General features: G+C 49.7%; 10 protein-coding genes. 6 read left to right on the forward strand and 4 right to left on the reverse strand.

From position 1 onward, the window contains the following. Positions 1-739, forward strand: a 739-nt coding sequence (locus IE105_RS14430; protein ID WP_233354187.1) for a TolC family protein, incomplete at its 5' end; no start/stop codon positions are given. Positions 740-1200: 461 nt separating this feature from the next. On the opposite strand, the gene IE105_RS14435 is transcribed toward IE105_RS14430, so the two are convergent. After that, complete coding sequence (locus IE105_RS14435; protein ID WP_189499601.1) at positions 1201-3408, reverse strand: CHASE2 domain-containing protein; 2208 nt, start codon at positions 3406-3408, stop codon at positions 1201-1203. A gap of 347 nt (positions 3409-3755) precedes the next feature. Between IE105_RS14435 and IE105_RS14440 the strand changes: the two genes are divergently transcribed. The 5 genes from IE105_RS14440 (at position 3756) to ccmI (ending at position 9514) form a co-directional block, all read left to right on the forward strand. Then, positions 3756-5039: an autotransporter outer membrane beta-barrel domain-containing protein gene (locus IE105_RS14440; protein ID WP_189499602.1), complete on the forward strand. Its 1284-nt coding sequence runs from the start codon at positions 3756-3758 to the stop codon at positions 5037-5039. Between the two features lie 13 nt (positions 5040-5052). Beyond that, positions 5053-6039 (forward strand): FecR family protein, encoded by a 987-nt coding sequence (locus IE105_RS14445; protein ID WP_189499603.1) that lies wholly within the window; start codon positions 5053-5055, stop codon positions 6037-6039. A 102-nt stretch (positions 6040-6141) separates the two neighbouring features. Next, entirely contained in the window at positions 6142-8124 is a 1983-nt protein-coding gene (locus tag IE105_RS14450; RefSeq protein WP_189499604.1) for a heme lyase CcmF/NrfE family subunit, read from the forward strand. Between the two features lie 8 nt (positions 8125-8132). Further along, a complete protein-coding gene (locus tag IE105_RS14455; protein ID WP_233354188.1) occupies positions 8133-8585 on the forward strand; it encodes a cytochrome c-type biogenesis protein in 453 nt (150 codons plus the stop codon). Beyond that, on the forward strand, positions 8582-9514 hold the full coding sequence (ccmI, locus tag IE105_RS14460; protein ID WP_189499606.1) for a c-type cytochrome biogenesis protein CcmI: 933 nt from the start codon (positions 8582-8584) through the stop codon (positions 9512-9514). Before IE105_RS14455 ends, ccmI begins: the two co-directional genes overlap by 4 nt. A 284-nt stretch (positions 9515-9798) precedes the next feature. Here ccmI and IE105_RS14465 read toward each other — a convergent pair whose 3' ends face one another. The 3 genes from IE105_RS14465 to IE105_RS14475 are packed head-to-tail and all read right to left on the reverse strand — an operon-like array spanning position 9799 to position 14902. Beyond that, positions 9799-11607 carry a cytochrome c3 family protein gene (locus IE105_RS14465; protein WP_189499607.1) on the reverse strand — a complete coding sequence of 603 codons (1809 nt, stop codon included), beginning with the start codon at positions 11605-11607 and terminating at the stop codon, positions 9799-9801. After that, positions 11604-12446, reverse strand: coding sequence for a hypothetical protein (locus tag IE105_RS14470; RefSeq protein WP_189499608.1), 843 nt, complete (start codon positions 12444-12446; stop codon positions 11604-11606). Before IE105_RS14470 ends, IE105_RS14465 begins: the two co-directional genes overlap by 4 nt. 2 nt (positions 12447-12448) lie before the next feature. Then, positions 12449-14902 (reverse strand): NAD(P)-binding domain-containing protein, encoded by a 2454-nt coding sequence (locus tag IE105_RS14475; protein WP_189499609.1) that lies wholly within the window; start codon positions 14900-14902, stop codon positions 12449-12451. Positions 14903-15089 lie beyond the last annotated feature (187 nt).

Raw genomic sequence — 15089 nt, forward strand, 5'->3', positions numbered from 1 at the left:
CACACTAACAGAGCGAGCAACCGTGGCCGCTGAAATCTCAGACGCGGAGGCATTCGCGCTTGACCTTAACTTCCAAATGGAAAGCGCATTGATTGAATTTGAACTTGCTACTGGGGCGTCACAAGCACCTTGCAATAAAACTTTTCAGCTTGCTGATACAATTCCATCCACCTTCCTCACGGACGATCAAATTTTGATGGAAAACCCAAACATTCAAGCACTCAGGGGGCAAGCGGACGCACTGGATGCTGAAACTATACGTCAAAAACGCTCTCGATTGCCGATCATATCGGTCGTCGCGACAGGGTCTTATGCGTCAGTCAGAGATTTTGATCAGTTCGAATATCAAGACCGTATCGGTGTTGATATAAGAGTGCCGCTCTATGAGGGTAATGGTCTTAAGGCGGCGACCCAACGTGCTAACGCGCGCGCTCAACAAGCGAAGGGTGAAGTGTTGATCGCGGAACGCGATTTGCGACGAGAATTACAAATTACCCGCAGCCACATTAAAATTTTACGTAGCCAACGTCGTATTCGCCAAGAGGCCACGTCACAAAACGCGATCTTACTTAAGGCAGCAGAAGATGAACGGACTGGTGGAACAATGACGTTTCGGCAGCTGACAGAGATACGTCTCGATTATGAGGCGTCCGTCTTAGAAGAAATATCGACGCGTTATGATTTGATCAGGCAGAGAATAAAGCTTGATTTACTGAGCGGACAAATCCCAAAGTTTTGATGTTTTATGCGTAGATTTGAGTGCTGATAACCAACCTAATCGTATCGCTCATATTCCTCACAGAAACGTCTCGTCACGCTTTTTTAAAGCAATCAAATGTGGGTCAGCAAAACAAACTTGTGGGATTTTGACTTTTCTTCGATCTTAACCGCCGTCGCAGTCTATAGTGGTATAGGGCGGGGTTGGCTTTTCAGTATCCAATTCTATGAATTTCGCTAATTGATGCATCACCGAAATTTACTACGTCTTCTGTTTGCATTGGCATCATCACTTCGCCTCGCCGTTAGAAGCCCACGATTCATTTCGCTGCGAAACTCATATCGTCGGGCGTCGATGCAGGACCGGTCGAGGGGCTTTACTATACCGTTAGCAAGTACTCATTGTCTCGGAGATTACCGTCTGCATCATTTAGTGAGACAGGTTCTGGGACGTTTCCGCCTCGGGATGACCCGCGATTAGCATTATTTGCTTGTGGCGGTGAAGACACCGTCCCAATCATCGTTGGGGGGTTCAGAAATATAGGTCGCGATGCGTGCAGCCATGATGTCGTAATAACCCGCTTGGTTGAAGGGGGCGGCCATCGTTTGAAGGATTTTTATCTGAGCGTTGGCGGCGTCCCAATTTTGGGCCCGATAATTGACTTGAAACGCATTATGCTCAGTCCGCAATTTAAGAAAATCATCAGATTTTGCCATATCCTCATTTCCAACGAGTATCCAAATGCGCTCAGGCGTTTGACGTCCGACAACCCGGATTAGGTCAGCTTCCAAAAGCGCGAAGTCTGAAGCCGCTTCAGCGGTGCTGTTGCCGATAAGCGATTCAGTTTTATATTGTTTCGTCAACCCTTCGACGCGAGACGCAAGGTTCGCTGCATCCCCGATCATTGAATAGGAAAAACGCTGTTCGGAGCCAAGGTTGCCGACGCAGCACACGCCCGTATTGAGCCCGATACCCATCGCCAATTCATCTGGCCACTTGATTTCGGTCTGATTTTCATACCGTGAACGCAAATCTTTCAACGTTTGGCTCATTGCAAGAACGGCCCGACAGGCGTTGCGTTCGTGATCGGGATCATCGAGAGGGGCGTTCCAAAACGCGACAATGGCATCGCCAATATATTTGTCGATCGTCGCGGAATGATTTTGCAACGTGTCGGTCATGGGCGTGAGAAACAGATTCAAAAATCCGACGATTTCTTGCGGTTCCATGCTTTCAGAAATCTTAGAAAAGCTCCGAACGTCTAAAAACAGGATTGTCATCGGGCGTTCTTCTCCGCCAAGCTTTAACAGGCCCGGGTCTTCGCTCACCTTCGACACCATTGTAGGCGAGAGATAACGAGAGAACGCGCCTCGAATTTCTGATCGTTCAGATTCCGTCAGCCAGAAGTTAATGGCATTCATGACTAGATAGGTCAGCCCAATTGATAGAATTGGGTAGACCGGATTAATCAGCAAAAGGTCGTTAGAAAATTTCAGCCATGAGTATGCGCCAATGCCCATGATCATGGCGATTGAAATCGCCGCGCCCCAACCAGCGCCGAAACGTGGGAGCAAAAGAATAAGTATGAGGCCAGAGATCAAGATGGCAAAAAGTTCTACGGTTTCAGCCCAATATGGCCGATTCAGTATTTGGTTGCCGTGAATTTCTTCACCGATAATTTGTTCTACGACCTCTGCGTGAACGCCAACGCCTTCATAAGATGGTGAAACGGGCGTGGCGACGAGGTCTTTCAGTCCCTCGGCACTTGTACCAATGAAAACAATGTTGCCCGCAATTTTGTCTGCCCAAGTGTCCATGGGTATGGACTCATCCAAAATTTCCCATGCAGAGACCAGTCGCTTCTCACGAATTTCAAGAGTTGCCGGAGCGAAATAAACGGGGAAGCGCCCACGCGCATCTGTTGCAACGGTGAATTGTCCTACTCTAGCGGCGGCCAGACCATTACCACCGCCAAGTTCTTGCGTGCCGTCACTTGATCGTAACACGTAACTTTGCGCTCCTTGAATAGTCCTCAAGGCTTCAACACTTAAGGCAGGGAAGATACGATTTCCGATCCTTTGAAACAGCGGCGCCGTTCTGACGATCCCGTCTCCCTCAGGGGAGAAACTCACAAACCCTTCTCCGCTGGCGCTGGATGAAAAAGCTGCCAGAGACGGAAGAGTACCATAATAGCCAATCAGAAAATCTGTCGGGTCGCTGCCGCCAAAAGCGAAGCTATGCGCTGTTTTAGGGAGCGCTTCAGTTTTTGAACTCAGCAGAAAAAACCCGAGCACGGTATTTGTTGTTGCGATAGAGTGTTTAAACAACTCATCATGGTCAATGAGCCCTGACAAGGACTCAGGATTAAAACTTCCTGATGGGTTAGCGCTCAAAAGCGGGACTAAGTTGACGGGGGATGTTCTGTCTGCCTCAGAGAAAATGATATCGTAGGCAACAACGCCGGCGCCTGCTTCGGCAAGGCGATCATTCAATTTGGCCATCGTCAAACGTGACCATGGCCATTGTCCGATCTTTTCGATCGACTCATTGTCAATGTCGACAACGCGCACCGGAACATCGTCATGATAAACGCGCGGTTGCCAAACCTGATACCGATCAAAGAGCAAGCTGCCGAGTTGTGCAATGACACTGGGTTGGGTTGTGCTCAGCCCGATTGAGGCAACAATCACTAAAATTCCGGCGACCCTTGGTAGCCATAATTTTTTTGTCTTACGTCCAAAACGAGTAAGGGAAAATTTTATCAATGGTAACCAATTAGTTTGCGAATATTGAGACTTCAATGACGTTAATTACCTAACGCTTATCATGTTGATATTATTGACCTGATCTCTTCGTTCTGGCAATGATTGATTTGAAATCACGACAACGAAACATTTCCTGAATTTTTTCAAACGAACGCGATTGAGTTTTTTTTAGATCGCAGATTGAATGTTTGACTGGATGAAATGGCATTTGGCAGAAAGAGGCATAAATGCTTCATGACATCAATCGGCCCTGCCGACAGCTTGCAGCAATAATGTCGGTGGTAATGCTTGGCGCGTCCGGGCCAGTCTTTGCGCAAGGCTCAGAAATTGGCACGGAAATTCGTGAGTCAGGACGAATTACATTCCAAGATATTTATGATAATCCAGACGATGCGGATTTAAATTTGGCTTATGCAAAACAGCAGGCTGAGTCAGGGGATCTCATCGATGCGGCGTCAACACTTGAACGCCTGTTGATACAAGATGGAAATTGGGATTCTGCGCGTCTTTTTTACGCTGTCGTTCTCTATAACTTGGATGACCGTAAAGCCGCGGATCGAGAGTTTACGTTGCTCGAAACGCGTGATTTGACGGCCGAACAGCTGGACACTGTCGGGAATTACCGTCAGGCAATTCAGGACGATGCCGACTCCGCAGGTGGGTATAAGCGAACCGTTATGTATACTCGGGTCCTTTTCACGAGCCGATATGATGACAATGCGGGGGCGGTGGTCGCAGATACCGTGATCGGAAACCGGGGGCGAGGTGACGAGTCATTTGGTTTGACATTGCAGACAGGTATTCAACATGAGCTCAAGGCTTTGCCTGATGTCAAAATATTTGCGTCTGGAACATTTCAAAATCGTCGTCATGAAGACTTCAGCGAGGCCGATTATGACGTTTACGGTGTTAGCCTTGGTGTCCGAGGAATTAAGGACAAACATAGTTGGTCCCTATCTGGCAATGTTCGATCGATTGATATCAATAGTCGAAACTTTGTTGATCAATTGGAGGGCTCAGCCTCTTATGGTTTGCAAGCATCGCAGAAACTCAGGCTCCGCGCTTTTGGTCGATACGCGGACCAATCCTACAAAAACACAGAAACAAATCTTTCAGCGAGTGATCGGTCAGGCCATTTCATAGATACGGGTGCCGGGTTAGATTTCAAATTCTCTGAAAAGTTAAGTGCGACAGCCGAAGCCGCCTATCAGACCGTGTCAGCTAAGGTTGATAAGTTTAATTATGAGGGTCCACGGTTGACGGTCCGGTCACGATATAACGTCAATACTACTGTATATTTGGATGCGTCCGGCACTTACCGAAAGCTGGATTATGACCTGGCTGATGGCGAGACGGTTGCTCGGGAAGACAAATTTTTACGGTTACGGGGGGCTTTAGGCGTAAATCCCGCTATGTTGTTAGCCCCGCGTTATGCTGACGGCCTTCTTGGCAAGGTTACTGTCGAAATTGCGGGACATCACTCCGAACGTCTGACCAATTCTGGACCGGATTTCGAGAATACTGGTGGAGAAATCCGTCTTATTCTCGATTTTTAGGAGGTATTATATCATGATTACTTCACTGAAAATAAGCTCCGCAGCTACGGTTCTTGCTTTGTTGTCGACATTCGTTTGCACAGCCCCGTCTTACGCGCAGGACACCGTAGGTCGAAACTCTGCGATTAAGGGATCCGTGACGATTCAGAGTGTTGGGGAAGATATCCGCTCAGCGGCCGTTAAAGATGATATTTTTCTGGGCGATGATATCGGCTCTGCGGCTGATTCAAGCCTCCAAATTCTGCTTCTGGATGAAACTGTCTTTACAGTGGGAGCGTCCGCGCAATTGACGATCGACGAATTTGTCTATGATCCCAGTTCTAACGGCAATAAAATGTCTGCGAGCATCAAGAAGGGCATGTTTAGATTCATGTCTGGTAATATTTCCAAGACGGACCCACAAAATGTGGAGTTAAACACGCCAGTCGCATCACTTGGAATTCGCGGCACTATTGTCGAAGGTTTTGTCGGTCCTGAGGCGGTTAAGCTGGCTATTTTCCTTGGAATTATTGACCCCAGCGACCTTACCGGAACAGACGGGGCTTCAATTATCGTGCTGAGAGGCCCCGGTCCACGGAATGGTGGATCAGATGCTGAAGGTGTCGTTGAGGTTATCACAAATAAGGGAACTGTTCTTCTCGACTCCCCCGGAGAGTCGGTTTTTGTTCCTGGTGTGGATGTTGAGCCTAAAATTTTCGAGCTTCCGCAGGCTGGCTTTGCGGCCTTTAGTGCACAAATTCGGAATGAGCCTAAGGGGTCACCACCGCCAAAACCATCGTTCTCAGTGCCGGCGATGCCACCAGCTTCGCCTCCGCCGCCTCCTGCTGTGGATATTGGTGTTGGGCCGAGCCGTGGGGGGCCTGTCGGACGGGGGGGCGAACCCATTGGAAATGAAGACTTTGATCCACTCATCGATATTGATGGCGCGATAGAAGAGCCTGAAGATGAAGGCGGTTGCACCTTTATATTTGAATGTAGCGAAAATCCTGATCCTAATTAAGAACCAAAATAATGGCAGCGCAGGTGAGTTGCACCTTCATGCCGCAGGTTTAGTTGTAAGCCTGCGGTTGTTCGCCAAAGCGAGCTAGGCTAGGGGGGCTTCATGCTTCCTGAAACTGGCCAAATCGCTCTCGCTCTCGCCTTAGCGGTTGCCTTATTTCAAGGGATATTGCCGTTGGTTGGGAGCCAATTAAACCGAACCCGCTGGATGTTGTTCGCAGACCGTGCGGCGATCCTTCAGGCGGTTCTCTTGATCTACGCCTTCGCGGCTCTAACAATAGTATTCATCCAATCCGACTTTTCAGTGAAGTTGGCGGCCATGCATAGCCACACGGCAAAACCCTTGGTTTATAAGATCACAGGGGTGTGGGCGAACCATGAGGGCTCTATCCTCCTTTGGGTGTTAATTCTAGCGCTCTATGGTGCCGCTATCTCCATGTTTGGGCGGTCATTGCCATTGTCCCTCAGGGCGCGCGCATTGGCAGTTCAAGGGATGCTAGGGTCTGGATTTCTGGCTTTTGTTATTTTTACGTCCAATCCATTTGAGCGACTCTTTCCCGTTCCAGCCGATGGGCTGGGGTTGAACCCGCTATTACAAGACCCTGGTTTGGCGATTCATCCGCCGCTTTTATACATTGGCTATGTTGGTTTTTCTGTCGCGTTTTCGTTTGCGGTTGCCGCTCTCCTAGAAGGACGTGTTGACGCGGTGTGGGCGAGGTGGCTCAGGCCTTGGGTGATTTTCGCATGGTCATTCCTGACACTTGGCATCACGATAGGATCTATTTGGGCCTATTATGAACTCGGCTGGGGTGGATGGTGGATGTGGGATCCCGTTGAGAATGTGTCTTTTCTTCCATGGTTGGCGGGCACAGCACTCCTCCATTCTATTTTGACATTACAGCAACGCCACAGCTTTGCGCACTGGACAGTTCTGCTTGCGATATCGACCTTTTCATTGGCAATGATTGGCACGTTTGTTGTGCGCTCTGGTGTTTTGGTTAGCGTTCATGCTTTCGCTGTAGATCCTGCACGCGGGGTGGTTATACTTGCCTTGTTGTTGTTCTTCACTGGCGCGGCCTTGTCACTTTACGCGTTCCGATCGGGGACGATAATTCGACGAACTCAGCTAAATATCGTGTCGCGAGAAAGTGGTTTGGTTATCAATAACCTGTTCCTTATTGCGGCAACAGTGACAGTATTTTTAGGGACGTTTTACCCATTGCTTATCGATGCAATTACAGGCGAAAAAATTAGCGTTGGCGCACCCTATTTCGATCTTGTCTTTGCCCCGATGATGGTTGCTTTGATCGCCGTCATGGCGATAGCCCCCATGTTGAAATGGCGCGAAGATAGTTTGTCACGCTACAGAAAGATCATTTTTCGGGCGGGATTATTCGTTCTCGCCGCGATTTTCCTTTCGCTCCTTATTGGACGTTCTGTCCTTGGCGCGATTGCGATCGGATTTGCGGCTTGGCTTATCGCAGGGACTATGATCACACTCTTCCGGCGTACGGGTGGGAAATTCTCTCGCCTTCGCCGTCAGCCGGCAGGGACTTGGGGATTTGTTATCAGTCACATCAGTGTCGCCATTTTCACGATTGGCGTAACGGCCATGAGTATAGGCGCGAAAGAAGACGTCGGTCGACTTTTACCTGGTGAGAATCTGACCGTTGCGGGGTATACGTTCACCTTGGGTGAGCTGGGGCAGGGCACCCGCGATAATTATGAATTTATGGGCGCAAATATCGCGGTTACGAAAAACAGCCGAGCCGTCACGACTCTTTGGGCAGAGCAAAGATTTTATCCGGTCCGTGGAATGGTCACGTCTGAAGCAGGTTTTCGTCCGTCCTTCGGCGCAACTTTATTCGCCGCGATTGGTGATGGTGGTACAGGGGCCGATGTTTCAAAGGGCATCATAGTCCGTGCATACTATCAACCCGGTGTGGTCTGGATTTGGATTGCAGCTCTGATGATGGCCTTCGCTGGTTTCATAAGTATGGCCGACCAACGTTTGAGGCTTCCGAACGGAAACGAACGCTCAGCCCCCATTGGCTTGGGTTCTGGAACATTGGTTGCTGTCGAATGAATAATGTAATGAAATTGATTGGTTCGCTGATCTTTGCGGCGACCCTCTCTTCGCCTTCCCTAGGGCAGTCTCAGATTGAGTATCCGGATGCGATTGAAATAAGGGCTCGCGATGTTGGAAGGCAATTGCGTTGCGTTGTCTGTCAAAACCAGAGCATAGAGGAATCAGATGCTGCACTCGCTGCGGATATGCGCAGGCTTGTGCGGGACCGTCTGCTTGCAGGGAATAGCGAAGACGACATCATTTCGCTCATGCGGGACCGCTATGGGGATTATGTTCTATTAATGCCACCCGTCCAAGGAAATACAATTGTTCTTTGGGCTGGGCCCGCAGCAATGATTTTTCTGTTTCTGCTGTGGTGGGTTGTCTCAGTCCGAGCAAAACCCGTTCAACCAAGTGTATCGACGTTATCAGACCATGATGCTGCGAAACTTGCCGCGCTTAGGAATGCAGACCTGTGACATTGATATGGATACTTTTCGCTATAATGGCGCTGGGTGTAGTTCTGTTTTTAGCACCGACATTTTTCTCTGAGGTCGCCCCAGAAAAAGATACGGAACTAAGTAGTTACTTTGAGCAAATCGATGCGTTGAAATCGAATAATGATCTCGACCCCGAAGAAGCCAATGTCGCAATATCAGGATTACAACGCCAAATTTTGGAAAAGCGGGATGGACTGTCTGGCCGATCACCGACAATCGTGAACGGTCTTCTATTGCTGATGGTCGCGGTCATCGGCGGGGGCGTTTATTTAGTGCAAGGACAGCCTGACTTCATCGATACCGACCAAAGCGCAGGAGTTTTAAACCCAGCCCAAGCCTTGGCGCAAGCCGAACCGCCGGAGCATGATCGCGGAACGCAATTGGCCGATCTGGTTGATCAGCTTGAAAAGCGCCTAAAGGACGGTCGTGCTGAAGATCCAAATGGATGGCTGCTTTATGCCCGTAGCCTGATGAACTTAGGCCGTTTCGACGAAGCCGTTGCGGCCTATGATAAGGTAGTCGATCTTACGGATGATAACCCGGATGCATTGGATGAGCGCACGCGCGCAAAGGCATTTATCGCACAGCGCGGTGGTCAAACGTCACCAACGCCGCCAGCGATTGATGCGAGACCACAAAGAGGGCCGACTGAAGCAGATGTGCGTGAGGCGCAAACGATGACTGACGGTGACCGCCAGGCTATGATTCAAGGTATGGTTGACGGTTTAGCGGCCCGTCTTGAAGACAATCCAGACGATGCATCCGGGTGGGCTCGCTTAATTCGCGCCCGTCAGGTTTTAGGGCAGTCAGAACAAGCTACCGTTGATGTTGCTCGCATGCGAAGTGCGTTCGCGGACGATACCGAAACAGCCCAGCAAATTCTCAACAGTATAGGTTGGGTTGAATAGCGATTTCGATATCGCTTCGTATAGCTCATTGACCTTCTGAATAGGTGTGGTCGGTCGCGGAGTGAACTTGGGTTGCACTCAAGCAGGCTGGAGCCCTTGAGGTCAGGGGAGACCCGCTCTACTCGACACGTTTTGATTGGCATGAATTATATTTGGGTCCAATCATTAACGGCTATGATCATTGAAAAGTTTTCTTTCCTGAAGCTTGCAAAATAGTGCGGAAAATATTTTACTGTTTCGCTTTAAATACAATCGTCAGATTTTTTCGTGGTAACCAACGCGCTTCAGGGATTGCCGTCTTGCGGCTTGTAGTGTGGACCATCATGGAAACCATGACAGGTCAGGCAGTTGGTAGGGTATTTCCCCGCGGCAATGTCTCCGCCCGCTTTCCAACTGGCCTGACCAATATGGCAATCACGACAGACTGCGATTTTAGGAAGCAGGATATCACTGGACGATGCTGACGTTTCTGCAGCGTGACAGCTTGAACATTCGACTCCTTCAATTTCATGAACCTCATGATTGAACGGCGAGCGTCGATAAAAGCTGTCAGCGACACTGATGGGCAGAACTTTGAAGTCCATTGTCCGAATGTCCACCGGGCGTTCAATTTCGTGACAATCATAACAGGCGCCGCCTTCAGAAAAAATGGCGTCGACTTTTCCAATTGTCACTTCTTCGGAGCGTTTGAAGGCCAGTTCCCGTCTGTTAGAGTTCCGAATTTCTGCAGCGGCACCTGGACGGCGGCGAGTCCTCGAGTCAGTCGCGGTATCGCGAATGTTCGCTAGCGCTTTTGCATCGTAAAAGTCTCGCATGGAGGCGATAACTTCGTCAGGTTCGCCGTGGCGCAACGTGCGTTCATAGCCGTCGGCTTCGATTTCAAATGTGAGGGAGTGGCACATTGCGCAATCTTGTTCCATTCTCACAGGCTCGAACAGTGCTCCTCCGGCTTCCTCCGAATGGCAATCATCACACGTGACTCCATCGTCAAAACCATATCGGCCGGGCAGGGTGTTGGCCATTTTTGCGACGGCGTTATTGTCAGCCATATGTAAGTCATGCGGGAATTTGAGTCCGGAATTTCCTTTGGGGATAAGGTCCAGTGAAATCCGTTGGGTCAAAGGCTGAGCGAGAGCTGGGGCGACAATGACATAAGGTCGGAACTCTGGGTGATCTGTTCCAAAATCGGAGACATTCATGATATCGGTATTGGGCAAGCGTTTATCGAGCTCTGCATGGCAATCCGAACAGATTGCATCAGAACTTTTGATGATATGTGATGATGCGTTATGTTCGATATGGCAGGAACTACAACGATCCGCCGGTCGACCGAAGGCTTCGCTTGTCTTCGTTAGAAATGCGTTGAAGCCCTCAACTGGGCGTTCCGCCTTTTTTAGGTCGAGCGGTTCAGCATGACGTTCCAAATCCGTGTGGCATGACAAGCATGTGTCGTCTGTGACCGCTTCAAAGGCATTCACATGACAGGATGCGCAGTCATTTTTGAGGTTAGAGTGGAGAAGGGATAGCTCACCACTATTCCATGATACATCGGCTTGAACAGGGGAGGCTTTAACGATTGGGTGCGCTGGTGAACGGTCTGCTAGGATGGGAAGCGCTAAGAAAAAGCCGAGAACGATGAGCGCGCTCATCCAAGAAATAATGCGCTTGGAGGGTAGCACCGAGCGTGTCGCGAAGACAGCATCTTCATCGTCACGGGATATTGCCTCTGTACGGGTTTCGACAGATTCTACAGCTAAGGTTATTGTCTCGTCGACTGTATTGTTTTCGACCGTGATTTGAACGGGGCCGAGCCGTAGGATTGTCCCTGGCTTAATGACTGATTTTCCATTGGTGACGACCCTGCCATCTGCCAGTGCTGTTGCATTCCCGTGAAGCCTAAGCAGAGCATCACCTTCGCTAGGAACTGAAATTTCAGCATGGTCAAGTTGGATCGAAAGGGCATCGATTTGAATATCGGATCCCTTGCGTCGACCGATCGAAATTGTTTCCGCTTCGACCTTCCGTTCTCGGATGGACGTTCTCGTCGCGTCGCCAGTTCCGATGCGTTTTATGTCTCGGATTAAAATTGTCATTGATAATAGAACACGGCAATTATGTGGACAATGAGCAACGCGATCAAAGTGATGGTGGCGGGGATGTGTATCCAAAGCCATAATTCGAGCAGAGCGCGGTAACGTTGATGGCGGCGAATGCGCCCAAGAAGGCTATCCCGTCTTTCCAAAACTGAAATTACGTCGAACATACCGCGTTGCACATCGCCCTCTATCGTTCGGACAGCGACCTTAAAGTCTTTCAAAGCGCGGGCATTCGGGCATCTCACGTGGCTGTCGCGCAGTCGTGTCATAACGCCGCTTTTCAGAGTCGTTTTAGCCAGCATATCTAGGATGCGCTGTGTGTCGGCGTCTTGAAGAGAGAGTGAGGTTTCTCGGAGTAAACGAGAGACATTTTCTAATTCGTCGAGCATTTCAACTTGCGACGCCTCAGCCCGATTGTCGCTCATCCGGCGAGGGACTGTGATGTAAAAGTAGACCCCGAACATACCCGAGAGAATGACCAATACCATGAGGGCGTAAGCCAATGTGTGGACGTTCCAGCCAAACTGTAAGCCCGTATGTAATGTCCCAATCACAAGCAGTGAGAGTCCAAGGTAAACGTGCGCTGATGTCCACGCCTTCAATGACCAATTTCCTGGATTATAACGCCTCTTTCGAACTCCGAGCCAAGCCAACCAAAGGATCAAAAGCGCGCCAATCGTACCAAGTGTATAGCCATACCAGCTTCCGCCATTTCTCACCGGTTCGAAATCAAATGCGAAGTAAAGACCGATACAAATTACGCTGAATACCAACGCAAATTTCGCCCATCGACCGCCGCGATATGTCAGAAAGCTGCTATGTTTGGCCTGTGCCATTTCTAGCGAACTTTCGATCTTGAGGCGTCGAGAAATTCTTCTGGTGAGACGCGGATAGCTGCGCCCGTCGGGCAGGCTCGCACGCAGGCAGCGCCGCCCGTTATTCCTTTGCACATATCGCATTTCACCGCTTGTTTTGGGCCTGATGGAGCCTTTCCTTTTGCCTTTTTCTTAATCCAGGCTTTTGGCGGCTGGCCAGGACCAGGACCGGCCCCCATCGCGATCCAACTAAAGAGGCTGGGTTTACTGGGTGCAGGGCGGGCCATTTGTATTACGCCGTATGGGCAGTAACGTTCACAATTGCCGCAACCAATGCAGGAATCATCAATAAAAACTTCGCCGTCAGGCGCCCGCCGAATAGCGTTGGGCGGACAATCGCTCATACAATGGGGATGTTCACAATGTCGGCAACTGGTCGGAACATGAAGATGATCGAAAGTTGTGCCAGCTTCACGGTTGAGCCGTGAAATGCCATCGTGGCTTTCCGCGCAAGCGACCTCACAGTTATCACAGCCAATACAGAGTTTTTCGTCAATTAATAAAGCATCCGTGGCTTCGCCAAGTCCTTGCTTCATTAAGAAATTGGCTCGTGCAGTGAACATATCTGCAACACCGCCAAAACTGTCTTTATTGGCTTCGATGTAGGAATTGAGTGCGCGTCTGTCGGCGAATTTTTCTATGACTGACGCGCGAAGCTTAGGTTTCGCAGCAAGTAGGGTTTTGAACGCCTCGCCTTTAAGGCGGATGACTTCAGACTTCACAGCGGCTTTTACCGACGCGGTTCTGCGTCCATCTTCTAACATCGCCATTTCTCCGACATAAGCGCCAGCAGGAACATAGGCGAGGAAGACATTATTTCCCGCCACTTCTTTCTCGACGACCATAGAGCCGACACGAATGATGAAAACATCAGCATCCTCAGCATCTTCTTCGATGAGATATTCGTTTGCTTGAATGGTCTCTAAGGTGGCTGTCTCCATGATCTCTGACAGGTCCTCCTTCTGGAGACCTTGGCCCAGAATGGCGAGCAGGAGACGTTCTGTTGCGGTTCTATCCACCGAGGCTTGGACAGCGGGAACTGTCGCCAGAAGTTTACGGGCTGCATTGCGCGGGACTTCAACGAGAATCGATCGAGTTTCGGCAAAAATAGACGCATTGCGACGTCGACCGGAGATCAAGCCCGCCTCACCAAAAATTTCGCCTTCAGGGATCGTAATTGTTTTGGACAAATCATTCGGATCAATCCGAACGGCCACAGCGCCCTCTGCAATGCAGAAGAGCGAATCCCCGACATCGTTTCGGCGGAAAACCATCTTTTTTGGGTCAAAGACGTGCACCTTGGAATCCAGCATGAATTCACGCATTTGCAATGGTGTTAAGCCGTTGAAAATTTTAATTTTTGTACGAAGAAATTCGAGCCATTCAGACACGGCTTCTGGATTTGGAAGGGCTCTAAAGAGATGTATGAGCAGGGGTTCGTCTGCAGGCTTCAAGTCGGTGTTGCCATTAATGTTTTCAATAACATCATAGCCCTGATTCATGCAGTGTTTGATGAGCGGATAACCCGCCAGAGCCCCGATCACATACAGTCCCGGAACTGATGTTTCAAATTTGGGTGATAATGTTGGATATGCAAGTCGATCAGTCGATGCGAACTCGACGCCGCATGATTCAATGAACTTACGCGGTGGAGCGGAGCCAAGTCGCGCAATAATTCGGTCTGCGGCAACCGTACGAATTCCATCTTTCGTCGATACATCGGCCTGCTTGTCGTAAACTTCTTGAGTTTCCGATTCCGTCATAATTGTCATACGCCCGTCAGCCGCTGCGCTCATCAGAGCTTTCACGTTGGCATCCTTTGCGCGTGAAAATTCAGCGCGTCTGTTCATTATGATGACCCGGTTTTCGAGCTCAGGGCGGCGGATGAGGCCGAGCGCGTTTTCAATTCCTGCGTCACCTGCGCCAATCACAATGATGTCCTCATCGAAATATGCGTCCGGATCATCCAGAGAATATTGGATATGTGCCTTATCACCGCCGGGGCAACGCATTGTGTTGGGGTTGCCCTGTGTCCCGATGCCGAGAATGACATGGCGGGCTTCGATCGTGTCGCCCGCCTTTGTTTTAATTATGAAGTTTTCTTTTTTACCTTTTATTTCAATCACTTCAGCGTTTAAACTAACGTTGATGGATTCGGCTTTGCTATTCCATCGATCAAGAATATCTTCTCGTGAGCCCGCTTCAAATTCAAATTCAGACCTGAGAACTAACGCATCAGGTGTCGCCATGATGTGCTTGCCCTTCTGATAGCAAAAAATGGTGTCTGAGAGATGGTCAGTCTTTTCCAACAGGACATGACTCATACCGAGTTCAGCTGCCCGCCCTGCAGCAGACAACCCCGCCGGCCCCGATCCTATGATCGCGACGTCGAACTTAATATCCGATTGTTTTACCATTTTTCCCCTAAGCACTTGTCATACCCACCGAACTATTCGAGTAAAGGACCTAATTGGTGGCATTCCTAGAAAACGTTTGGATCGACGCTCGTCGTTATGGTCGCACATTTTTTTGAATTGCAAGCTTAGGGGGAGTCGCGTTTCGTGAGATCCGTAGCTAAACAGGCTGTGATATTATTCGGGGTGC

This window comes from Algimonas arctica, from assembly GCF_014652695.1.
In the GTDB taxonomy this organism is placed as follows: Bacteria; Pseudomonadota; Alphaproteobacteria; order Caulobacterales; family Maricaulaceae; genus Litorimonas; species Litorimonas arctica.

Excerpts from the sequence above, each read along its gene's own strand:
- IE105_RS14445 (WP_189499603.1), top strand. The coding sequence starts at position 5,053 with ATGATTACTTCACTGAAAATAAGCTCCGCAGCTACGGTTCTTGCTTTG.
- IE105_RS14465 (WP_189499607.1), bottom strand. The coding sequence starts at position 11,607 with ATGACAATTTTAATCCGAGACATAAAACGCATCGGAACTGGCGACGCG.
- IE105_RS14440 (WP_189499602.1), top strand. The coding sequence starts at position 3,756 with ATGTCGGTGGTAATGCTTGGCGCGTCCGGGCCAGTCTTTGCGCAAGGC.
- IE105_RS14450 (WP_189499604.1), top strand. The coding sequence starts at position 6,142 with ATGCTTCCTGAAACTGGCCAAATCGCTCTCGCTCTCGCCTTAGCGGTT.
- IE105_RS14475 (WP_189499609.1), bottom strand. The coding sequence starts at position 14,902 with ATGGTAAAACAATCGGATATTAAGTTCGACGTCGCGATCATAGGATCG.
- IE105_RS14470 (WP_189499608.1), bottom strand. The coding sequence starts at position 12,446 with ATGGCACAGGCCAAACATAGCAGCTTTCTGACATATCGCGGCGGTCGA.
- IE105_RS14455 (WP_233354188.1), top strand. The coding sequence starts at position 8,133 with ATGAAATTGATTGGTTCGCTGATCTTTGCGGCGACCCTCTCTTCGCCT.